The 21,513-nt window shown below is 66.5% G+C and carries 20 protein-coding genes; 10 read left to right on the top strand and 10 right to left on the bottom strand.

From position 1 onward, the window contains the following. Nucleotides 1-172: 172 nt before the first annotated feature. Entirely contained in the window at nucleotides 173-2,152 is a 1,980-nt protein-coding gene (gene thrS, locus RLN94_RS11020; RefSeq protein ID WP_350081058.1) for a threonine--tRNA ligase, read from the bottom strand. 180 nt (nucleotides 2,153-2,332) lie between these two features. Here thrS and RLN94_RS11015 point away from each other — a divergent pair, with 180 nt between their 5' ends. The 6 genes from RLN94_RS11015 to RLN94_RS10990 all read left to right on the top strand — a co-directional run bounded on the left by RLN94_RS11015 (nucleotide 2,333) and on the right by RLN94_RS10990 (nucleotide 6,907). Next, complete coding sequence (locus RLN94_RS11015; protein ID WP_350081056.1) at nucleotides 2,333-3,091, top strand: alpha/beta fold hydrolase; 759 nt, start codon at nucleotides 2,333-2,335, stop codon at nucleotides 3,089-3,091. After that, entirely contained in the window at nucleotides 3,088-4,077 is a 990-nt protein-coding gene (locus RLN94_RS11010) for an alpha/beta hydrolase (RefSeq protein WP_350081054.1), read from the top strand. The genes RLN94_RS11015 and RLN94_RS11010 overlap by 4 nt, the downstream gene beginning before the upstream one ends. 17 nt (nucleotides 4,078-4,094) lie before the next feature. Further along, entirely contained in the window at nucleotides 4,095-4,718 is a 624-nt protein-coding gene (locus RLN94_RS11005) for a hypothetical protein (protein ID WP_350081087.1), read from the top strand. Nucleotides 4,719-4,782: 64 nt separating this feature from the next. Continuing rightward, entirely contained in the window at nucleotides 4,783-5,508 is a 726-nt protein-coding gene (locus tag RLN94_RS11000; RefSeq protein ID WP_350081052.1) for an alpha/beta fold hydrolase, read from the top strand. Beyond that, nucleotides 5,501-5,743: a hypothetical protein gene (locus tag RLN94_RS10995; protein WP_350128440.1), complete on the top strand. Its 243-nt coding sequence runs from the start codon at nucleotides 5,501-5,503 to the stop codon at nucleotides 5,741-5,743. The genes RLN94_RS11000 and RLN94_RS10995 overlap by 8 nt, the downstream gene beginning before the upstream one ends. A 108-nt stretch (nucleotides 5,744-5,851) precedes the next feature. Further along, nucleotides 5,852-6,907, top strand: coding sequence for a sensor histidine kinase (locus tag RLN94_RS10990; RefSeq protein ID WP_350081048.1), 1,056 nt, complete (start codon nucleotides 5,852-5,854; stop codon nucleotides 6,905-6,907). A 21-nt stretch (nucleotides 6,908-6,928) separates the two neighbouring features. Here RLN94_RS10990 and phaZ read toward each other — a convergent pair whose 3' ends face one another. Further along, the gene (phaZ, locus tag RLN94_RS10985; RefSeq protein WP_350128444.1) at nucleotides 6,929-8,230 is read right to left on the bottom strand and encodes a polyhydroxyalkanoate depolymerase; all 1,302 of its coding nucleotides are present in this window, start codon (nucleotides 8,228-8,230) and stop codon (nucleotides 6,929-6,931) included. 102 nt (nucleotides 8,231-8,332) lie between these two features. Between phaZ and phaC the strand changes: the two genes are divergently transcribed. From phaC to RLN94_RS10965, 4 genes are all read left to right on the top strand, one after another. Next, the gene (gene phaC / locus RLN94_RS10980) at nucleotides 8,333-10,141 is read left to right on the top strand and encodes a class I poly(R)-hydroxyalkanoic acid synthase (protein WP_350081044.1); all 1,809 of its coding nucleotides are present in this window, start codon (nucleotides 8,333-8,335) and stop codon (nucleotides 10,139-10,141) included. A gap of 146 nt (nucleotides 10,142-10,287) precedes the next feature. Then, a complete protein-coding gene (locus RLN94_RS10975; RefSeq protein WP_350081042.1) occupies nucleotides 10,288-10,734 on the top strand; it encodes a phasin family protein in 447 nt (148 codons plus the stop codon). 253 nt (nucleotides 10,735-10,987) lie between these two features. Then, a complete protein-coding gene (phaR, locus tag RLN94_RS10970; RefSeq protein WP_350081040.1) occupies nucleotides 10,988-11,548 on the top strand; it encodes a polyhydroxyalkanoate synthesis repressor PhaR in 561 nt (186 codons plus the stop codon). A 15-nt stretch (nucleotides 11,549-11,563) separates the two neighbouring features. Further along, nucleotides 11,564-12,529, top strand: a complete 966-nt coding sequence (locus RLN94_RS10965) for a LysR family transcriptional regulator (protein WP_350081038.1) — start codon at nucleotides 11,564-11,566, stop codon at nucleotides 12,527-12,529. Here the strand turns inward: RLN94_RS10965 and RLN94_RS10960 are convergent. The 8 genes from RLN94_RS10960 to RLN94_RS10925 form a co-directional block, all read right to left on the bottom strand. Further along, nucleotides 12,526-13,437: an aminotransferase class IV gene (locus RLN94_RS10960; RefSeq protein WP_350081035.1), complete on the bottom strand. Its 912-nt coding sequence runs from the start codon at nucleotides 13,435-13,437 to the stop codon at nucleotides 12,526-12,528. The genes RLN94_RS10965 and RLN94_RS10960 overlap by 4 nt on opposite strands. Before the next feature lie 31 nt (nucleotides 13,438-13,468). After that, entirely contained in the window at nucleotides 13,469-14,680 is a 1,212-nt protein-coding gene (locus RLN94_RS10955; protein ID WP_350081033.1) for a DegT/DnrJ/EryC1/StrS family aminotransferase, read from the bottom strand. Between the two features lie 141 nt (nucleotides 14,681-14,821). Then, complete coding sequence (locus tag RLN94_RS10950; protein ID WP_350081031.1) at nucleotides 14,822-16,126, bottom strand: NAD(P)/FAD-dependent oxidoreductase; 1,305 nt, start codon at nucleotides 16,124-16,126, stop codon at nucleotides 14,822-14,824. A 47-nt stretch (nucleotides 16,127-16,173) separates the two neighbouring features. Further along, on the bottom strand, nucleotides 16,174-17,532 hold the full coding sequence (locus RLN94_RS10945) for a glutamine synthetase family protein (protein ID WP_350081029.1): 1,359 nt from the start codon (nucleotides 17,530-17,532) through the stop codon (nucleotides 16,174-16,176). A gap of 3 nt (nucleotides 17,533-17,535) precedes the next feature. Next, entirely contained in the window at nucleotides 17,536-18,213 is a 678-nt protein-coding gene (locus tag RLN94_RS10940) for a type 1 glutamine amidotransferase (RefSeq protein WP_350081027.1), read from the bottom strand. Between the two features lie 63 nt (nucleotides 18,214-18,276). Continuing rightward, nucleotides 18,277-19,593, bottom strand: a complete 1,317-nt coding sequence (locus RLN94_RS10935) for a glutamine synthetase family protein (protein ID WP_350081025.1) — start codon at nucleotides 19,591-19,593, stop codon at nucleotides 18,277-18,279. Nucleotides 19,594-19,775: 182 nt separating this feature from the next. Continuing rightward, complete coding sequence (locus RLN94_RS10930; protein WP_350081023.1) at nucleotides 19,776-20,669, bottom strand: fructose bisphosphate aldolase; 894 nt, start codon at nucleotides 20,667-20,669, stop codon at nucleotides 19,776-19,778. A gap of 156 nt (nucleotides 20,670-20,825) precedes the next feature. Continuing rightward, nucleotides 20,826-21,428 (bottom strand): LysE family translocator, encoded by a 603-nt coding sequence (locus tag RLN94_RS10925; RefSeq protein ID WP_350081021.1) that lies wholly within the window; start codon nucleotides 21,426-21,428, stop codon nucleotides 20,826-20,828. Nucleotides 21,429-21,513 lie beyond the last annotated feature (85 nt).

Raw genomic sequence — 21,513 nt, 5'->3', positions numbered from 1 at the left:
GATAGGGCGGCAGGCGTGAAAAGCGCGATTCACGAACGCGTCAGACACGGGTGTGTCAGCGCGTCGCAGGCGGGCGGCGCGGGCAAGAGGTTGAATAGGTTGGAGAAAATTTTAAGGCGCGGCCGGATTATGACGGATTGTTTCAATATCCGGCCGCGCGAATTGGCAGATGTTACAGCAGGTCGGGCGGTGTGGCTTCGGTCGCGAGGGCCTTTGTTACATCTTCGAGCGGCTCGACCGAGGTCGCCTTTTCGCCGAGGCGGCGGAGGGAGACGGTGCGGTCGCCGACTTCCTTGAGGCCGCAGGCGAGGATGACGGGCACCTTGCCGACGGAGTGCTCGCGGACCTTGTAGTTGATCTTCTCGTTGCGGATGTCGGCCTCGGCCCTCACGCCCGCGGCGCGGAGATTGGCCACCACCTCGTGCACGTAATCGTCGGCCTCCGACACGATGGAGGCGACGACGACCTGTCGGGGGGCCAGCCAGAAGGGCAGCTTGCCGGCGTGTTCCTCGATCAGGATGCCGATGAAGCGCTCGAAGCTGCCGAGCGTGGCGCGGTGGAGCATGAAGGGCCGGGTCTTTTCGCCGTTGGGGGCGATGTAGGTGGCGCCGAGCCGTTCGGGCAGGTTGGGGTCGACCTGGAAGGTGCCGCATTGCCAGACCCGGCCGATGGCGTCGGTCAGGTAGAAGTCGAGCTTGGGCCCGTAGAAGGCGCCGTCGCCCGGTTCGAGCACGTAGTCGCGGCCGACCGCCTTGATGGCGTTTTCCAGCGCCCCTTCGACATAGTCCCAGCTTTCCTCGGTGCCGACGCGCTTTTCTGGGCGCGTGGCGAAGCGGATTTCGAACTCGGGGAAGCCCAGCTCGCGGTAGATGTCGGCGAGGAAGTCGATGAAGCGGGCGCATTCGGCCTGGATCTGGTCCTCGGTGCAGAAGATGTGGGCGTCGTCCTGGGTGAAACCGCGGACGCGCATGATGCCGTGGAGGGCGCCCGAGGGTTCGAACCGCGCGCAGGAGCCGAATTCGGCCAGCCGCAGGGGCAGGTCGCGGTAGGATTTGAGGCCCTGGTTGAAGACCTGCACGTGGCAGGGGCAGTTCATGGGCTTCAGCGCGTTGATGCGGGTCTGGTCCTTGTTGGTGGTAGTCGCGTCGTCATGTTCGCCGTCGCGGCTTTCGTCGACCTCGACGATGAACATGTGGTGCTGGTACTTGTCCCAGTGGCCCGAGGCCTCCCACAGCTTGCGGTCGACGACCTGGGGCGTATTGATCTCCTGATAGCCGCCGGCGCGCTGCTTGCGGCGCATGTAGTCCTGCAGGGCGGTGTAGATGGTCCAGCCGTTGGGGTGCCAGAAGACCTGGCCGGGGGCCTCTTCCTGCATGTGGAAGAGGTCCATCTCGCGCCCCAGGCGGCGGTGGTCGCGTTTCTCGGCCTCCTCGAGGAAGTTGAGGTAGGCTTTCAGCTTTTCCTTGCTGGTGAAGGCCACGCCGTAGATGCGTTGCAGCATCTGGCGGCTGGAATCGCCGCGCCAGTAGGCGCCGGCGATGGACATCAGTCGGAAGGCGTCGGCGGGAAGCTGGCCGGTATGCTGGAGGTGGGGGCCGCGGCAGAGATCCTGCCAGTCCCCATGCCAGTACATGCGCACGGGCTCGTCGCCGGGGATCGCCTCTATCAGCTCGATCTTGTAGGGCTCGCCGGTTTCCTTGTAATGCGCGATGGCGCGGTCACGCTCCCACACCTCGGTTTTGACGGGGTCGCGGAGGTTGATGATCTCCTTCATCCGCTTCTCGATCTGCGAGAGGTCTTCGGGGGTGAAGGGCTCGGCGCGGTCGAAATCGTAATACCAGCCGTTCTCGATGACCGGGCCGATGGTGACCTTGGTCTCAGGCCAGATTTCCTGCACGGCGCGGGCCATGACGTGGGCGAGGTCGTGGCGGACCAGCTCGTTGGCGGGGGCCTCGTCCTTCATGGTGTTGATGGAGATGGCGGCGTCGGCCTCGATCGGCCATTGCAGATCCCAGTGCTTGCCGTCGACATGGGCCGAGATGGCCTTTTTCGCCAGCGAATTGGAGATCGACGCGGCCACGTCGGCCGGGGTCACGCCCTTGTCGTAGGAACGTGCATTGCCATCGGGAAAGGTCAGGGAAATCTGGGCCATTGGCCTTAACTCCTCGTCGGTTTGGCGCCCACGGAACGCCCGGTTGCGGGTATATGTGTGTGCCGGGGTTTTGGCGCGGGGCGGGGGGCAAGTCAAGAGGGCGGGGTGCGCGGCGGGGGAAAACGGTTTGAACGCCCGCGGTGTCCGGTGCAGGATGCGCGCCGGAAAGGGTGGGGTTGCATGAGCACAGCAGAGTATCTGAGCACGCCGCAGGGCCGGAAGATTGCCTATCACCGGAGCGAGGGCGTATCGCCCGGCGTGGTGTTCCTTGGCGGGTTCAAGTCGGACATGGAGGGCACCAAGGCGGTGCATCTGGAAGACTGGGCCCGGCGGACGGGCCGGGCGTTCCTGCGGTTCGACTATTCCGGGCACGGGCAGTCGTCGGAGGCGTTCACGGACGGGACGATCGGCGCCTGGGTGGCGGATGCGATGGCGGCGATCGGGGAACTGACCGAAGGGCCGCAGGTTCTGGTGGGGTCGAGCATGGGGGGCTGGATTTCGCTGCTTTGTGCGCGGGCGATGCCGGAGAAGGTGGCGGGGCTGGTGACGGTGGCCGCGGCGCCGGATTTCACCGAAGATTCCATGTGGGCCGGGTTCGACGATGCGCAGCGGGATGCGCTGTTCGAGAAGGGCGAGGTGGCGTTGCCGAGCGAGTATGGCGAGCCTTACGTGATCACGCGGCGGCTGATCGAGGAGGGGCGGGAGAACCTTGTGCTGCGGTCGCCCCTGAGCCTGCCGTTTCCGGTGCGGTTCCTGCAGGGGACGGCCGATGCGGATGTGGAGATGTCGGTGGCGCTGCGGCTGTTGGAGCATGCCGAGGGGCCGGATATGCGGCTGACGCTGGTGGACGGGGCGGATCACCGGTTTTCCGACGCTGACTGCCTTGCGCTGATCGAGGCATCGGTCGAGGAGGTGATTGACCGGGCCGGTCGGGGATGAGGCGGAAGAGGCGGGCGCGCTGGCCGTTGCGGGTTGTTGGCGGGCTGGCGGCGGTCGTTGTGCTGCTTTGGGTGTTCGGGCCGTATGAGCCGGTGGAGACGGAGACGGCGTTCGACCGGCGCGTGCTGGCCGGCGGGGTGGACCCCTATCTGCGAGAGCAGGAGGCGAGGTTCGACGATATCCGGCCGGGCAACCAGAAGCGGGTGATCTGGCACGGGCTGGAGGAGGTGCCGACCGCGCTGGCCATCGTCTATCTGCACGGGTTTTCCGCCAGTTCCGAGGAGATCCGGCCAGTGCCCGATAACGTGGCGCGGGCGCTGGGCGCGAACCTCGTGTTCACGCGGTTCCGGGGGCATGGGCGCGACGGTGAGGCGATGGCGGAGGCGCGGGCGGGCGACTGGATGGCGGATGTGGCCGAGGCGCTGGCCATCGGGCGGAAGGTGGGGCAGGAGGTGATCGTGATCGCCACCTCGACCGGGGGCACGGTGGCGGCGGTGGCGGCGCATGATCAGGGCTTGATGCGGGATGTGAAGGGGATCGCGTTCGTCTCGCCCAATTTCGGGTTGAAGGCCGCGGGGGCGAAGCTGCTGACGATGCCGGGCGCGCGGTACTGGGTGCCGCTTGTGGCGGGGCGGACGCGGGCGTTCGAGCCGCGGAACGACCGCCATGCGCAGGAGTGGACGACGAGTTATCCGATGGAGGCGGTGATGCCGCTGGCGGCGCTGGTGAAACATGCGGCGGGGCTGGACTATGGCGCGGTAAGCGTGCCGGCGTTGTTCTATTACTCGGAAGAGGATGCGGTGCTGGACGCGAGCGCGGCCGACGCGGTGCGCGAGGATTGGGGCGGGCCGGTGACCCATGCCGTGCCGGAGCTGGGGCCGGGGGTGGACCCGGCGGCGCATGTGATCGCGGGGGATATCCTGTCGCCGGGCAATACGGAGGCGGCGACGGAGGTGATCCTCGACTGGATCGGGGAATTGCCCTGATGCGGCGCCCGGGGAGCATGTGGAGCCTCGAGACGCTGGGGCGGGTGCGGCTGAGCCGGCATTTCTACATGCGGGATTTCCTCTATTCGGAGATCGGCAATTTCCACCGCGTGCCGAACATTCCCGACGATCCGGACATGGCCATCGCCCATGGCCGGCGGCTGTGCGAGGAGCTGCTGGACCCGTTGCAGGAGACCTTCGGGCGGATCGCCATCCGCTCGGGCTATCGCAGTGCGGAGCTGAACGCGTTCGGCAACGAGAGGAAGCTCAACTGTGCCCGGAACGATGCCAATTACGGCCACCATATCTGGGACCGGGTGGGCGAGGGGGGCGCCGGGGCGGGCACGTCGCTGGTGATCCCGTGGTTTGCGGACCGGTACGAGCGGGGGCGCGACTGGCGCGACCTTGCGTGGTGGATTCACGATCATCTGCCCTATTCGGACCTGTGGTTCTTTCCCAAGCTCTGCGCCATGAACCTCAGTTGGCGCGAGCGGCCGCGGCGGACGATCTCGAGCTATATCGCGCCGAAGGGCATGTTGCTGGCGCCCGGGGCCGAGCCGGGGGAGGCGCAGGAGGCGCGGCGGGCCAGGTATCGGGATTTTCCCGCCTACCGGGGCATCGCCTATCCGGGCGGTCCTTGATTTCGGACCGGGCAGGGGGCAAGTCTGAGGGCGAGGCTTGGACGGGCAAAGGACACCGGAACAGATGCGCGACCCCTTGGTATTGCTGCCGGGCATGATGTGTGACGCGCGGGTGTTCGGGGCGCAGATCACCGCCTTCAGCACCGCCGTGACGATCACGGTGGCGCCGGTGACCGGGGGCGACCGGATCGAGGAGATCGCCTCGCGCCTGCTGGACGTGCTGCCGCGGCGGTTCGCGCTGGCGGGGCATTCGATGGGGGCGGTGGTGGCGATGGAGCTGCTGCGGCGGGCGCCGGACCGGATCAGCCGGATCGCGCTGATGAACACGCATTCGCTGGCCGAGACGCCGCAGATGGCGGCGGATATGGAGCCGGTGATCATCAAGCTGAAGGCCGGGCGGCTGGAGGAGGCGGTGAACGCGCTGGTGCGGCCCGAGAGCCTTGCGCCGGGGCCGGGGCGTTCGGCGGTGGCGGCGCAGTTGCAGGACATGGCCCGGACGGTGGGCGCCGAGGGGATCATCCGGCAGGTGCGGGCGATGCAGCGGCGGCGCGACTACCAGGCGGTGCTGCGCAAAGCGAAGCTGCCGACGCTGGTGCTGTGCGGGGCGCATGACAGCCTGACGCCGGTGAAGCGGCACGAGCAGATGGCCGGGCTGATCGAGGGGGCGCGGCTGGAGGTGCTGGAGGGGGCCGGGCATCTGCCGATGCTGGAGCAGCCGGACGCGGTGAACGCGGCGCTGTTTCAGTGGATGCAGCAGGCCGCCGGGGCGCGGCCCCGCGCCGATGTTTGACCGGCACGGGACGATTCGCGGCCGGACAAGGCGCGCGCGGCGGCGGGTGCAGCTCTGGGCGAGCCGGCGGCTTCCGCCGGGAGGGCGACTGGCGGTCGGCGTGCTGCTGATGATCGGCGGTTTGCTGGGGTTCCTGCCGATTCTGGGGTTCTGGATGCTGCCCGTGGGGGTGGCCATCGCGGCGCTGGACGTGGTGCCCGTGTGGCGGCGGCTGCGCGGGCAGGGGCGGCGTTGATCTGACCCGAGGGCAGGGGGGCGGGTAACAAATGACGTGCAGATTTCTTTTGCCAATCCTGTACAAAACGACGCATGATGCGAACCGATCTGCCGCGGGAGCCAGCACGTGTCCAATGACCCTCCGCCGCTGAAACCGGTGGTACAGGAAATCCCCGTCGAATTCGATCTGCCGGATCGGATCTCGTCGGGCGTGTCGTCGAAACTGTCCGCTTTCAGCGGGCAGATTCTGGTGGCGCTGGCCTGTACGCTGGGGGCGGTGCTTCTGCGGGAAATGACCGACATGGTCGTGCCGGCGGGGGCCGGCCCGTTCGCGCTCACCTTCCCGTTCGTGCTGTTCGCGACGCTGTTCGCGCGGTGGACGGCGGGGGCGATCACCATGCTGCTGAGCGCGCTGTTCGCGTGGTATTTCGTGCTTCCGGCCAACAATTCGTTCACCTTCGAGAACCCGTCGGACGCGCCGCGGGTGCTGGTCAACGTGCTGTCGGGCTTCGCGATCGTGGCTCTGGCGGAATATTACCGGCGGGTCGTCCGGCATGCCGTTTCGGCGCGGGACACGCTGGCCGAGGAGCGCAAGCTGTTGCTGCAGGAAATCGACCACCGGGTGAAGAACAAGTTCGCCATGGTTGCGGGGCTGGTGCGGATCGAGGCGCGGAGTGCTGGGTCCGACGATGCAAGGCAGGCGCTGAACCGGCTGCTGGGCCGGGTCGACAGCATCGCCAAGGTGCACGAGGCGCTGTATCGCGACGAGGGTGGCGACAGCCGGGTCGACATGCGGGCCTACCTGTCGCTGCTGTGCAATTCGCTGCGCGACGGGGTGGTGACGCAGGAGGGCATCCAGGTGGTGACCGATCTGCGGCCGGTAAACCTGCCGCGGGACAAGGCGATCGCGGTGGGGCTGGTGGTGAACGAGATGTTCACCAATGCCGTCAAGCACGCCTTCAAGGGCCGCGAGCGCGGGGAGATCCGCGTGCTGCTGGAGCAGGAGGGCAATGCGCTGGTGGTGACGGTGGCCGACGATGGCGTGGGCATGAGCCGCGCCGAGGCGCGCGATGGCAGCCTGGGCCAGGGCCTGTTGCAGAACTTCGCGGAGAGCGCCGAGGGCGAGCTGGAATATCCCGAGACCGAGACGGGCACCTGCGTCAGGCTGCGCCTGCCTATGTAGGCGCAGCCCAACGGAGGCCGGTCAGACGGCGGTCAGCTTGGTGACGTTCTTCTTGCGGTTCCTGGGCTTGGTGCGGGCGCGGGCCGCCGGATCCTCGGAATTGGCGTCGATGAAATCGAGCACCAGCGGGCGGATGTTGTTGCGCCAGGACCGGCCGGCGAAGATGCCGTAATGGCCGGCGTCGGGTTCGAGATGGCTGGCCTTCTTGTCATCGGGCAGGCCGGTCAGCAGGTCGAGCGCCGCGACGCATTGGCCGGGGGCGGAGATGTCGTCCTTGCCGCCTTCGACGGTCTTGACCGCGACGCGGGTGATGGCGCCGATATCCACCTTGCGCCCCTCGACGGTGAAGGTGTTCTTGGCGATCTCGCAGTCCTTGAAGATGCGCTCGACCGTCGAGAGGTAGAATTCCGCCGTCATGTCCATCACGGCAAGGTATTCGTCGTAGAACTTGTTGTGCGGGTCGCGGTCGCTGGCCTCGCCCTGGGCGACGCGGGTGATCTGGTTGAGGAAGGCGGTGCTGTGGCGGTCGGCGTTCATCGACATGAAGGAGGTGAGCTGAAGCAGGCCCGGGTAGACCATGCGGCCCACGCCCTTGTACTTGAAGCCGACCTGCTGGATCATCATTTCCTCGAGCTGGCCCATGGTGACGCGGCTGCCGAAATCGGTGACGTCGGTGGGCGCGGCATCGGGGTCGATCGGGCCGCCGATCAGGGTCAGCGAGCGCGGCTGTGCATCGGGGTCCTGCTCGGCCAGGTAGGCGGTGGCGGCGAGCGTCAGCGGCGCCGGCTGGCAGACCGCGATCACGTGCAGGTCGGCGCCCAGTTCGCGCATGAAGTCGGCGAGGTAGAGGGTGTAGTCCTCGACGTCGAACTTGCCTTCGGACACGGGAATGTCGCGGGCGTTGTGCCAGTCGGTGATATAGACCTCGCAATCCGGCAGGAGCGAGCGGACGGTCGAGCGCAGGAGCGTGGCGTAGTGGCCCGACATCGGTGCCACCAGCAGAACGCGGCGGTCCATCTCGTCGCGGCCCTGCACGTTGAAGTGAATCAGGTCACCGAAGGGCCGTTCGACCACGGTCTCGATGCTGATCAGGTGGTCGCGCCCGTCCTCGCCGGTGATCGAATCGATGCCCCAGTCGGGCTTGGCCACCATGCGCTGAAACGTGCGTTCGGTGACTTCGCCCCAGGCCGCCATCCACTGGAACGCAGGGTTTGGCACCATGCTGAAAATTGGATAGGATGACATCGAGAGGGCCGTGGCGCCGAGCCACTGGTTCGTGTTGCGGAGGGCTTCCATCAGATCGTAGGTCATCATGTGGCGCATCGTCGTCTCCTAACCCGGACTTGCCGGTATGTTTCGCCGCACTGCCCCTCCGATCAGCCGACGATATGCTGCATAGCAGAAACCTAGGGGGGATTCTACAAGATGGCAACGCAAGAGGACGTGACAGGACAGAATCTCGACCGGCTGAACCAGAACCTCGAGCGGGTCGAGGAGCTGTCGCAGCGGCTTGTCCAGGCGCTGGCCTCGCGGCGGCCGCCCAATCCGAACCTGAACGCCCCGTCGCAGGAATTGTTCACCAAGGCCGCCACCTCCTATTGGCAGGAGATGTTCGAGAATCCGGGGCGGATCTACGAACAGCAGCTGGAATACTGGGGCAAGTCGGTGCGTCATTTCCTCGAGGCGCAGCAGGCGATGGCGCAGGGCAAGGTGGCCCATGACGAGGGCGAGGCGGCCGACGATCCGCTGAAGGGGGACAAGCGGTTTTCCAACCCGCTGTGGGAGACGCACCCCTATTTCCATTACATCAAGCAGCAATACGCGCTGAACAAGCAGGCGGTGGAGCAGGCGGTGTCCGAGCTTGACGACATGGAGCCGAAGGAAAAGCGGCGGCTGGAGTATTTCTCGCGCCAGATCGTCGACATGATGAGCCCGACGAATTTCCTGGGCACCAACCCGGACGCGCTTGAAAAGGCGGTGGCGACGGAGGGCGAGAGCCTTGTGAGGGGCCTGGAGAACCTTGTGGCCGACCTCGAGGCGAACCATGGCGAGATGGTCGTGCGGCTGGCCGACGAGAGCGCTTTCGAGCTGGGCGAGAACATCGCCACGACGCCGGGCGAGGTGGTCTACCGCAACCGGATGATGGAGCTGATCCAGTATGCGCCGGCGACCGAGGAGGTTTACGCCACGCCGCTGGTGATCTTTCCGCCGTGGATCAACAAGTTCTACATTCTCGATTTGAAGACCCAGAACAGCCTGATCAAGTGGATCACCGAGCAGGGCTACACGCTGTTCGTGGTGTCCTGGGTCAACCCGGATGCGAGCTTTGCCGAGACGGGTATGGACGAGTATGTCGAGGACGGCTTCCTTGCCGCGCTGCGCGAGATCAAGGCGATCACCGGGCAGAAACAGGTGAACGCCGTGGGCTACTGCATTGCCGGGACGACGTTGCACATGGTGCTGTCGCTGCTGAAGAAGCGGGGGGACAAGTCGATCAAGTCGGCGACGTTCTTCACCGCGCTCACCGATTTCGGCGAGCAGGGGGAGTTCACGCCGTTTCTGCAGGACGATTTCATCGACGGGATCGAGCAGGAAGTGGCGGCGCAGGGGTTGATGCGGTCGTTCATCATGTCGCGGACGATGTCGTTTTTGCGGTCGAACGACCTTATCTATACGCCCGCCGTCAAGAGCTACATGATGGGAGAGACGCCGCCGGCCTTCGACCTGCTCTACTGGAACGGGGACGGCTCGAACCTGCCGGGGAAGATGGCGATGGAGTACCTGCGGGGCCTCTGCCAGCGGAACGAGTTCGTGACCACCGGCTTTCCCCTGCTGGGGGAGAAGGTGCATGTGAGCGATGTCGACGTGCCGATCACCGCCGTCACCTGCCAGAGCGATCATATCGCGGCGTGGAAGGATTGCTTTCGCGGGTTCCGGCAGACCCGGTCGAAGGACCGGACCTTCATCCTGTCGGAATCGGGGCATATTGCCGGGATCGTGAACCCGCCGTCGAAGAAGAAATACGGCCATTACACCAACACCGATCACACCCAGACGGCCGAGGACTGGCTGGAGGGGGCCACGTATCACGAGGGGTCGTGGTGGCCGCTGTGGGAGAAGTGGCTGCGGAAGCGGTCGGGGAAGAAGGTTGCCGCTAGGGAACCCGGCGATTCGGAGCATCCGCCGCTGGCGCCGGCGCCGGGGACATATGTGCGGAAGAAGGCAAGTCTCTGACGCGGCTGGGCTTTTGCCGGTTCATGACGGCTTTGCTGCACTGCAGAAAAAATGCTTGAAATGCTGCAGTGCAGCACGTATATAGGTTGCAGACGCAGAAAGCCCGGGACGGTTCCGGGAGCACAGCAAACCAAGGACCAAGACCAATGGCAAAAGCACAAGACTTCAACACGATGATGAAAGACGTTATGGGTTCTTTCCCCGTCGACACCAAGGCGATGGAAGACGCCTTCAAGAATCAGGCCGCCCTGAACGAGAAACTGTCGGGCGTGGCGCTGGACGCCGCCGAGAAATCGGCCGAGATCTCGAGCAAGTGGACCAAGGAAACCCTGTCGAAACTGGCAGAAGTTTCCAAAGCCAAGACCGAGCCGGCCGACTATGCCAAGGCGATGACCGATTTCGCATCGGCCAATGCCGAAGTGGCCGCCGAGAACATGGCCGCCTTCGCCGAGGTTGCCAAGAAAGTTCAGATGGACACCGTCGAACTTCTGATGGCTGCCGGCAAGGACATGCAGGAAGAAACCACCAAGGCCGTCAAGAAGGCGACCGACGACATGTCGGCGGCCACCAAGAAAGCCACCGCGGCCAAGTAAGGCACAGTGATTTCATACCCTAATCCTCCCAGTTGGGTATGATCAGGAAGGGCGGGCCGCAAGGCTCGCCCTTTGTTTTGTTTGGGGGGTGGTGGTTGTTCTGCCCCGATGCGCGGCGTGCTTCGCCCTGGATTCCGCGCAGCCCTTTGCGGCGCCGTCCTTGGTCCCTCAGCGCTGCCAAAGGCCGGCCCTTTCATTTTGCATTGCAGCGGTCTAAGCTTCGCTGCAGTGCTGCATCTTGGGAGAACGCGCCGTGGCCGAATCCGAAAAACCATTGCTGATCAAACGGTACGCGAGCCGCAGGCTCTACAATACCGAGACGTCGGATTACGTGACGCTGGAGGATATCGCCGAGTTCATCCGCGATGGCCGAGACGTTCAGATCATCGACCTGAAATCGGGCGACGACCTGACCCGGCAGTACCTGTTGCAGATCATCGCCGAGCATGAGAGCCGGGGCGAGAACGTGCTGCCGATCAACGTGCTCAACGACCTTGTCCGCAGCTATACCACGCAGGCCACCTCGATGGTGCCGGAGTTCCTGGCGGCCAGTTTCGACATGCTGCGCGAAAGCCAGTCGCAGATGATGGAGAACATGACCAAGGCCAACCCGCTGGCGGGGATGCCGGGGATGGAGGCGATGCGCGCGCAGCAGGCCGCGTTCCTCAAGGCGATGACCGGGCAGATGAAGATGCCGGGCATGCCGTCGGCACCGGTGGCGGGGGGCGACGAGGGCGAGAGCTCGGAAGACCTCGACGAGATCAAGAAGCAGCTCGCCGACCTGCAGGACAAGCTGTCGAAGATGGGCAAGTAGCGCGGGGCCCCGATCATGGTCGACAGCCCCGGACGGATCACCCTGTGGGGCATCGAGGTGTTCATGGCCACGGCCGACGAACGCTCGATTTCCGCCGCTGCCAAGCGGCTGGGGGCCAGCCCCTCGGCAGTGAGCCAGCAATTGACCAACCTTGAAAGCGCGGTGGGGGCGACCCTGTTGCAGCGCAACGCGCGGCCCGTGAGGCTGACGCCCGCGGGAGAGATCCTGAAGCGGCGGGCGCAGGTGATCCTGAACGAAGCGGCGCAGGCGCGGGCGGAGCTGGCGATGTCGGACCTGTCGCTGCTGACGCGGTTCCGGCTGGGGATGATCGAGGATTTCGAGGCGGACGTGACGCCGCAATTGCTGACCCACATGGCGGCGGAGCTGAAAGGGTGCCAGTTCCTGCTGGAGACGGGGGCGAGCCATTACCTGTACGAGCTGCTGGATTCCCGCGCGCTCGACGTGATCGTGGCCGCCGAGCTGGGGGCCGAGGATGACTGGGTCGAGGTGCATCCGCTGTTGCGGGAGGGGTTTCTCGTCGCAGCGCCCAAGGGGGTGGTGGACCCGGGCAAGGACGTGCTGCGGCAACTTAAGCGGCTGCCGCTGGTGCAGTACACGCAGCGGCATTACATGGGGCGGCTGCTGACGGCGCACCTGGCGCGGCAGAATATCAGCCTGCCGCACCGGTTCGAGCTGGACAGCTATCACGCGATCTGTGCGCTGGTTGGCCAGGGGGCGGGGTGGACGATCCTGACGCCGCTGGCGCTGATGCGGGCGCGGCGGTTTGCGGATCAGCTCGACGTGATGGAATTGCCGATGGAGCCCTTGTCGCGGACGATCAGCCTGACGGCGCGGAAGGGGATATTGCAGGACATGCCCGGCCGGGTGGCCGAGACGCTGCGGCCGATCCTGCGCAAGAGCGTGGTGGAGCCGGCGCTGGCGCGGTACCCGTTTTTGCAGGATGCGCTGACGGTGATCTAGGCGGGATCGTAGGTGATCTCGGTCCGGTAGGCGGGGTCTTTCAGCCGGTCGAAATAGCGTGCGCGCAGGCTTGTGCCGGTGGGGCCGGGGCGGCCGTTGCCGAAGCTGCGGTCGTTGATCTGCGCCACGGGAACGACGCCGCCGCCGGAGGTGGAGAGGAAGACCTCGTCCGCCTGCATCAGTTCGGTGACGGGGAGGGGGCGTTCCTCGGTTTTCAGGCCGGCCTCGCGGGCGAGGTCGAGCACGGTGCGGCGGGTGATGCCTTGCAGGACGCCGCGGTCGGGGGTGGTGACGGTCTCGCCTTTCAGGGCGAAGATGTTGAAGCCCGGCCCTTCGGTGACGTTGCCCGCGTGATCGGCGAGGACCACGTTGTCGAGCCCCCGGTCCTTGGCGGCGAAGAGCCCTTGGGTGAAATCGCCCCAGTGGTAGTTCTTGGCGCGGGGGTCGACGCTGTCCTCGGGGATGCGGCGGATGTCGTCGGGGAGGAGGAGGCGGGCGCCCGCCTCGGCCACTTCCGGCGTCAGGACATGCACGTAAGGCACGCACCAGGCGTAGAAATGGTTGGCGCAGTCGCGGGGGTCGCGGCTGCCGGGGATGAGGGGCGAACCGCGGGCGGCGACCATGGCGCAATAGGCGGCGCGCAGGCCGGAGCGGGCGACCATGGCGTGGAGCGCCGCTTCGATCTCGGGGCGGGAGAGGCCGACATCCATGCGGCAGGCCTGCATCGATTGTTCGAACCGGTCGAGGTAGTCGGGGAGGCGGAAGAAGGCGCCGTCCCAGACGGGCACCACGTCATAGGTGACGTCGGAATGGGTGAGGGCCCAGTCGGTGACGCCGATCGTGGCCTCGGCGATGGGGAGGATGGTGCCGCGGATCCAGGCCGCGCCGTCGGTGTAATCGGTGCTCATGCCGGCATGAGAGGGCGGGGCGCGCCTTGGGTCAAGTGCCGTAGGCGCGGTCCTCTCCCATAACGTCCTGCGCGGCGAGGAGGAGGGCGTCGACGATCATGTCGAGCTCTGCCTTGGTCAGCCGGGCGGGGAGGCGCGCGTCGCAGGCCTTCATCAGCATGGCGCGGGTTTTCGGCAGGTCGGGGCGGTCGCCCGGCAGGAACTGCCAGTTCCAGAAGGCGCGGGCGTTGTCGGTCGACAGGCCGAAGACCTGCACCTTGACGCCGCGGTCGGCGGCGGCGGCGGCGAAGGCGCGGGTTTCGTCCTGGGTCAGGTTCACGGTGTTGAACTGGATCGAGTCGGGCGCGCGGTCTTCGGGGGCGAGCTTGTCCGGCACCTGCAGCCAGGGGGAGGTGTTGAGGCGGGCGGCGACGTAGTCGTGGTTCGCGCGGCCGTCGCGGACGCGGCGGGCAATCTCGCCCAGTTGCGGGCGGATGATGGCGGCGGAGAGGTTGTTCATCCGCAGGTTATACAGGGGGAGCTGGTTCTGCCAGCGGGCGAAGGCGGCGTCGAGCGCGGCGTCGGCGCCGGTCATGTGCTTGGCCCAGTTGTGTTCGTAGGCGCCCGACATGATGACGGCGCGCGCCACGAGATCGGCATCGTCGGTGATGAGGATCCCGCCCTCGCCGGCGTTCACCAGCTTGTAGGACTGGAAGCTGAAACAGCCGACGCGGCCCAGCGTGCCGATGTTGCGGCCGTGCCACGTGGTGCCCAGCGAGTGGGCGGCATCCTCGACCACGGGGATGTTGCGGGCGTCGCAGAGCCGCATGATCGCGTCCATGTCGGAGGTGTGGCCGCGCATGTGGCTGATGATGACGGCGTCGATGTTGTCGTCGAGCCGGGCTTCGAAATCGGCCATGTCGATGCGGTAATTGTCGCCCACCTCGCAGAGGACGGGGATGCAATCGGCGTGGATCACCGAGGAGGGGACGGCGGCGAAGGTGAAGGCCGGGATCAGGACGCGGGCGTCGCGCGGCAGGGCGAGCGCCTTGAGCGAGAGGAAGAGGGCCGCCGAACAGCTGCTGACGGCCAGCGCGTATCTGCTGCCCATATGCGCCGCGAAGTCCCGTTCCAGCAGGGTGACGGGGGCGTTTTCCGGGGCGGTGTAGCGGAAGAGGTCGCCCGACTTGAGCATCTGCTCGATCTCGGCGCGGGCGGCTTCGGGGATGGGCTCGGCGTCGTAGACGTTGGGGGGCAGGGTCATGTCTTCGGGTTTCCTGAAACTGGTCTTCGGGTTTCCCGAAAACTCCTACACCAAGACGAGCGTGCGCCAAAGCAAAATTTTTGCAACAGCCCGCGCAGGGCGGGGCTGTGCCGAAATTGCCATTGTTTCAGGGGGTTGGCGTCAGATTCCGAGCCGGTCGCGGAGGGAGAACCAGGTCATCGCCAGCACCAGCAGGGGCGTGCGGAGCGCCGTGCCGCCGGGGAAGGGGGTGGTGGGGATGCGGGCCATGGTGTCGAAGCCTGCCGCATCGCCGGCGATGGCGTCGGCCATCAGCTTGCCCGCCTGCGTGGCGTTGCCGACGCCGTGGCCGGAATAGCCCGAGGCCGAGAGGATGTTGGGCGCGACGCGGGCGAGGTAGGGCAGGCGTTTCATGGTGATGGCCAGCGTGCCGCCCCAGGCGTGGTCGATGCGGATATCCGCGAGGTGGGGGAATATCTCGGTCATCGGCTTGCGCACCTTGGCGGCGATGTCGGCGGGGAAGCGGTAGCCGTAGCTTTCGCCGCCGCCGAAGAGCAGGCGCTTGTCGTGGCTGAGGCGGAAGTAGTTGACGACGAACTTGGTGTCGGCGACGGCCACGTCGCGCGTCAGCACGCGGGCGGCGTCGTCGCCCAGCGGTTCGGTGGCGGCGATGAAGTTATTGATCGGCATGACGCGGGCGGCGACCTTGCCGTTCAGCCCGCCGAGATAGCCGTTGCAGGCGAGGATCACGTGGTCGGCGGTGACGGTGCCCTTGGCGGTGGTGAGTTTCGCGGGGCTGCCCTCGTCGATCTGCTGCACTTCGGTGCGCTCGTGGATGCGGACGCCGGCCGTGTGCGCGGCGCGGGCGAGGCCAAGGGCGTAGGCCAGCGGGTGCAGGTGCGCGGCGGTCATGTCGAGCGTGCCGCCGACGTATTTCGGCGAGGGGCAGAGGGCCTGCGCCGCGTTGCGGTCGAGCTTCTCGAGATGGGGGTAGTCGTAGCGCTCGGCCAGCATGTCGGCATAGGCGTGCTCTTCCTCGACCTCGCCGTCGGAGAAGGCCAGGTGGGCGATGCCGGGTTTCAGGTGGCAGTCGATATCGTGCTTTGCAATCAGCGATTTGACCAGCGCCTTGGCATCTTCCGCCAGCGCCCAGAGCTTCGTAGCATCGTCGCGGCCCACCTGTTTCTCGACGAAATGCTGATCCATCCGCTGGCCGCTGCCGAGCTGCCCGCCGTTGCGGCCCGAGGCGCCGAAGCCCACGCGGTTTGCCTCGAGCAGGACCACGTCGAGCCCCTGCTCGGCAAGGTGCAGCGCCGCCGACAGGCCGGTATAGCCCGCGCCCACGACGCAGACATCGGCGCGCGTGTCGCCGTCGAGGGGCGCGAAGGGCGCGAGCGGGGCGGCGGTGGCGGCGTACCAGCTTGGCGGGTATTCGCCCGGACGGTCGTTGGCGTAGAGCAGGTTCATGCTTTCATTGTTCCCCAAATACTCACTGCGCGGCGCCGGCCACGGGATCAGACGTTGAGGAGGAGATGCTCGCGCTCCCACGGGCTGATGACCTGCAGGAACTCCTCGTACTCGGCGCGTTTCACGATCGAGTAGACGCGGGCGAATTCCGGCCCGAGGATGTCGTGCAGCGTCTCGGCCTCGTCGAAGACATCGAGGGCGTTGCCGAGCACGTTGGGGATGTCGGAATCGCCGGCATAGGCATCGCCGCGGAATTGCGGATCGGGGCGCAGTTCCTCGTTGAGGCCGAGCAGGCCGCAGGCGAGGGAGGCCGCGATGCCGAGATAGGGGTTGCAGTCCATCCCCGCGAGGCGGTTCTCGATGCGCCGCGCCTCGGGGGGCGACAGGGGTACGCGGATGCCGGTGGTGCGGTTGTCGCGGGCCCAGGCGAGGTTGATGGGGGCGGCATGATCCTTGACGTAGCGGCGGTAGGAATTGACGTAAGGTGCAAGGATCGCGATGGCCGAGGGCAGGTGTTTCTGCAGACCGCCGATGAAGTGGTAGAAGGCGTCGGTTTCGCCGCCTTGGGGGCCGACGAAGACGTTCTTGCCGGTGTCGATATCCATGATGGAGTGGTGGATATGCATGGCGCTGCCGGGTTCGTCCTCGATCGGCTTGGCCATGAAGGTGGCGAAGCAGTCGTGGCGGATGGCGGCCTCGCGGATCAGGCGCTTGAAGTAGAACACCTCGTCGGCGAGCTTGACCGGGTCGCCGTGGCGGAGGTTGATCTCGAGCTGGCCGGCGCCGCCTTCCTGGGTGATTCCGTCGATCTCGAAGCCCTGCGCCTCGGCGAAGTCGTAGATGTCGTCGATCACCGGGCCGAACTCGTCGACGGCGGTCATGGAATAGGCCTGGCGCGCGGCGGCGGGGCGGCCGGAGCGGCCCATCATCGGCTCGATCGCCTTGGCCGGGTCGAGGTTGCGGGCGACGAGGAAGAATTCCATCTCGGGGGCGACGACGGGTTTCAGGCCCAGCTTGCGGTAGAGGTCGACCACGCGTTTGAGCACGTTGCGCGGCGAGAAGGGGATCGGGTCATTGTCGCGGTCATAGGCGTCGTGGATCACCTGAAGCGTCCAGTCGCCCGTCCAGGGGGCGGCGGTGGCGGTGGACATGTCCGGTTTCAGGATCATGTCACGCTCGATGAAGCCCTCGTCGCCCGCGGCTTCGCCCCAGTCGCCGGTGATGGTCTGGAAGAAGATCGAATCGGGCAGGTGGAAATGCTTCTGCCGGGCGAATTTCGAGGCCGGCACGGCCTTGCCGCGGGCGATGCCGGGCAGGTCGGAGATGATGCATTCCACCTCGTCGAGGCGGCGGCCTTCGAGATAGGCCTGCGCGGCCTCGGGCAGTTTCGCGGTCCAGTCGGCCATGTCTCAGGCTCCCTTCTTGAAGAACGCCGCCATGCGGTCGGCGAAGCGGGCGGCATCGGTGGGCGCGTCGAGGCGTTGGGTGGCGCCCTCGAGCAGGTCGTCGGGGACGACGCCCTTGCCGCGCAGGCGGATCAGGTCCTCGACGATGTCGGGGCTGAACTCGGGGTGCGGCTGGATGGTCAGGATGCGGTCGCCATAGACCATGGCGGCATTGGCGCAGAAGTCGGATTTGCCAATGACTTCGGCGCCTTGCGGGACTTCGACCACCTGGTCCTGGTGCCAGGCGTTGAGCGCGAAGGTCTCACCGTCGAGGTCGTATTCGGTGCGGCCCACGGACCAGCCGCCGGGATACTTGACGACCTTGCCGCCAAGCGCCTGGGCGATGATCTGGTGGCCGAAGCAGACGCCGATCATCGGCCGGCCGGAGGCGTGGACGGCGCGGATGAAATCCTCGAGCGGTGGGATCCAGGGGTGATCCTCGTAGGCGCCGTGCTTGGAGCCGGTGATGAGCCAGCCGTCGCAGGCGTCCGGTGCGTCAGGAAATTCTTCATCGACCACGTTATAGGTCGCGAAGTCAAAGCCGCGCCCTGCCAGCAGACGCGCGAACATTGCATCATAGTCGCCGGCCCGTTCCTCGAGTTCGGGAACGGCGTGGCCGGTCATCAGGATGCCGATTTTCATCTCTCACCTGTAATTTGATCAAATTAAGGATAGCGCAGCAGGCCATCCTTGGGCAAGCCCCGACTACACCGTTCCGAGATAGGTTTTCCAGTGTTGCGATTCAGGGATATCCGCCATCAGCCGCACCTCCTGCCGCTTGGTCATGCAGAGATTGCGGATCAGCCCGTCGGGGAAGGCGCGGGCAATGAAGGGGTCGGTCTCGAACAGGTCGATGGCGCTGTCCCAGTCGGGGGCGAGCTGGGGCAGGTCCTGGTCGTAGGCGTTGCCGGTGATCGGGTCGGGGGGCGTGAGGGCGTCGTCGATGCCGGTGATGGCGGCGCCGAGTATGGCGGCGAACATGAGGTACGGGTTGATGTCGCCGCCGGCGACGCGGTGTTCGATGCGCCGCGCCGCGGGTGCGCCGCCGGGGATGCGGAGCGCGGCGGTGCGGTTCTCGTAGGCCCAGCAGACGGAGGTGGGGGCATGGGCGCCGGGCACGAGGCGGGTGTAGCTGTTGGCGTGCGGCGCGAAGATCAGCGTGGTGGCCGGCATCGCCTGGAGGCAGCCGGCGACGGCGGAGAGCAGGGTGGCCGAGCCCTCGGGGCCACCATTGTCGAAGACGTTGTTGCCGTCGGCGTCGAGCACGGAGAAATGCATGTGCATGCCGTTGCCGGCGTCGTCGTCGAAGGGTTTGGCCATGAAGGTGGCGGCCATGCCGTGGCGCCGGGCGAGGCCGCGGATGAGCGCCTTGAAGAGCCAGGTGTCGTCGGCGGCGCGCAGCGCGTCCTGGTGGTTGAGGGTGACCTCGAACTGGCCCAGCCCGCTTTCGCTGGTGGTGGTCTGGGCCGGGATGCCCATGGCGGCGCAGCCGTCGTAGAGGGCGGAGAGGAAGGCGTCGAACGCGTCCATGTGGGTGAGCGACAGGATGCCCGGCGCGCCGGTGCGGCGGCCGGTCTGGGGGTTGCGGACGGGGCGGAGGGATTTGCCGCTGTCGTCGACGAGGGTGAATTCGAGCTCGGTGGCGGCCATGACCTGCCAGCCGCGTTGGGCGTAGCGTTCGAGGACGGTGACGAGGGCATGGCGCGGGTCGCCGTCGAAGGCGCGGCCGTCATCGTGATACATCGACATCGGAACGAGCGGCTGGGGCGTGTCGAGCCAGGGCAGCGGCACCGGCCCGCGGTCGGTGGGGCGGAGCATGCCGTCGGCGTCGCCGGTCTCGAAGACCAGGGGCGAGTCGTCGATATCGGCGCCGAAAATGTCGAGGTTCAGGGCCGATAGCGGCATCCGCACCGCCCCGTCATCCAGTTTCCGTGCATAGCCTCCGGGCACGCGCTTGCCGCGCATCTGACCGTTGAGGTCGCAGGCGGCGACGCGGATGGTCTGGTACTCTGCTAGCTCCATGGGGGAGGCTCCGTTCAAGGTGACGGGGCCAATCTAAAGCTATTGCCGGGGGTCTGCCAAGATAATTTGATCAAAAAATTTCGGGACGGGAAACGGCTGTTTCGCGACGTCGGTATTTTGTCGGTATTGCGTCGGTACTCTGTCGGTGCCAGCGCCGTGAGGCGCTGGCATCCGGGCCAATCTCAGCCCGCGACGGAGGCCTTGTAGATGCTGCCGACCGACTCCTTGAGCTGGGCGTCGAAGGCGTCGTCGGATTGCTGGTCGGAGAGACCCTCGGTCAGCGCGCGGGAGAAGCTGGCGATCATGCCGGAGTTCTGCGCGAGGCGGGTGTTGGCCTCGTCGCGGGAGTAGCCGCCGGAGAGGGCGACGACGCGCATCACGCGGTCATGCTCGATCAGCGGTTTGTAGTGGTTGGCGGTCTCGGGGAGGGTGAGCTTGAGCATCACCTCGCGATTGCTGGGCAGGGTGTCGAGATGCTTGGCGATCTCGTCGCGCAGGATCGATTCCGCCTCGGCCTTGTCGGCGATGGAGATGGTGACCTCGGGCTCGATGATCGGGACGAGGCCGGCATCAAGGATCTCGGCGCCGACGGCGAATTGCTGGTCGACCACGGCGGCGATGCCCGAGGGGGAGGCCGCGTCGATCACCGAGCGCATCTTGGTGCCGAAGACGCCGTGGGTGTTGGCGCGGGCGAGCAGGTCCTTGAGCCCCGGCATCGGTTTCATCAGGCGCACGCCGTCGGTTTCATCGTCGAGCCCCTTGTCGACCTTCAGGAAGGGGACGACGCCGCGCTCTTCCCAGAGATAGGCGGCGGTGGGCTTGCCGTCGATCTCGCGCTCCATGGTCTGTTCGAAGAGGATGGCGCCGAGGATGCTGTCGCCGGTGAAGGCGGGCGACTTGATGATCCGGGTCCGCATCTGGTGGATGAGGTCGAACATCTCGTCCTCATTGGAATAGCGGTCTTCCTCGATGCCGTAGAGGCGCAGGGCCTTGGGGGTGGAGCCGCCCGATTGGTCGAGGGCCGCGATGAAGCCGTTGCCCTCGCGCATCCTGGCTGCTTGATCTTTTTTCGACATGGAAATGCTCCGCCCTGAAAATGGTGATTTGCGGCTGGGTCGCCGTGCGAGCCCCTCTTAGGCGAGGGTTCGGAGCGTTGCAATTATGGTGGCGCTAACAGGGCGGTAGGGCGGCGAGCGTGCGCGGGAATTGGCGCGGAGGCGGGCGGGCGGGCCCTAACCGAAGGCGACCAGCGCCACGGAGGCGAGCAGCAGGACGGCGAAGGCGATGTTCACGGCGCGGGAGGCTTTCGGGTGCTGGAGGGTGCGGGCGAGGGTGGCGCCGATCGACAGCCAGGTGAAGTTGACGATCAGGATCACGCCCATGACGATCGCGGCCTTGGTCAGCCCGTCCTCGACCGGGGCGCCGGGCAGGAGGGTGTAGCCCGAGAAGAGCGCGCCCATGGCGGCATAGGCCTTGGGGTTCGACAGCGACAGCAGCACGCCCGCGTACCAGCGCGGCGCGCGGGGGCGGTTCTCGTCGGGGAGCGCCGAGAGCGGCGGGGCGGTGGCGATGCGCCAGGCGAGGTAGAGGAAGTAGAGGGCCGCCGCGGCGGTGATGACGGGTGCGAGGCCGGGGATGGCGAGGATGGCGCCGGAGATGCCGGTGCCGACGATGACGATGACGAGGCCGACGCCGGCGCTGAGGCCGAGCATGTATTCGAAGCCTTTCAGCCGCCCGAAGGAGGCGCCGACGGCGGCGACGCTGAGCGTGTTGGGGCCGGGGCTGCCGGTGAGGGCGAAGGCGGCGATCAGGAAGGAGGCGAGGATGTCGAACATGGGCGGAGTTTAGGAGGGTGCGCGGGGGGATGCATCAGGTTTTGTGTGGGGGGGCGGTTGGCGTGAGGTCCCGGCTCGGGGGCCG

Origin of the sequence: Roseovarius sp., assembly GCF_040223625.1 — a bacterium.
Lineage (GTDB): Bacteria > Pseudomonadota > Alphaproteobacteria > Rhodobacterales > Rhodobacteraceae > Roseovarius.
This window is presented reverse-complemented; position numbering and strand designations above follow the sequence as displayed.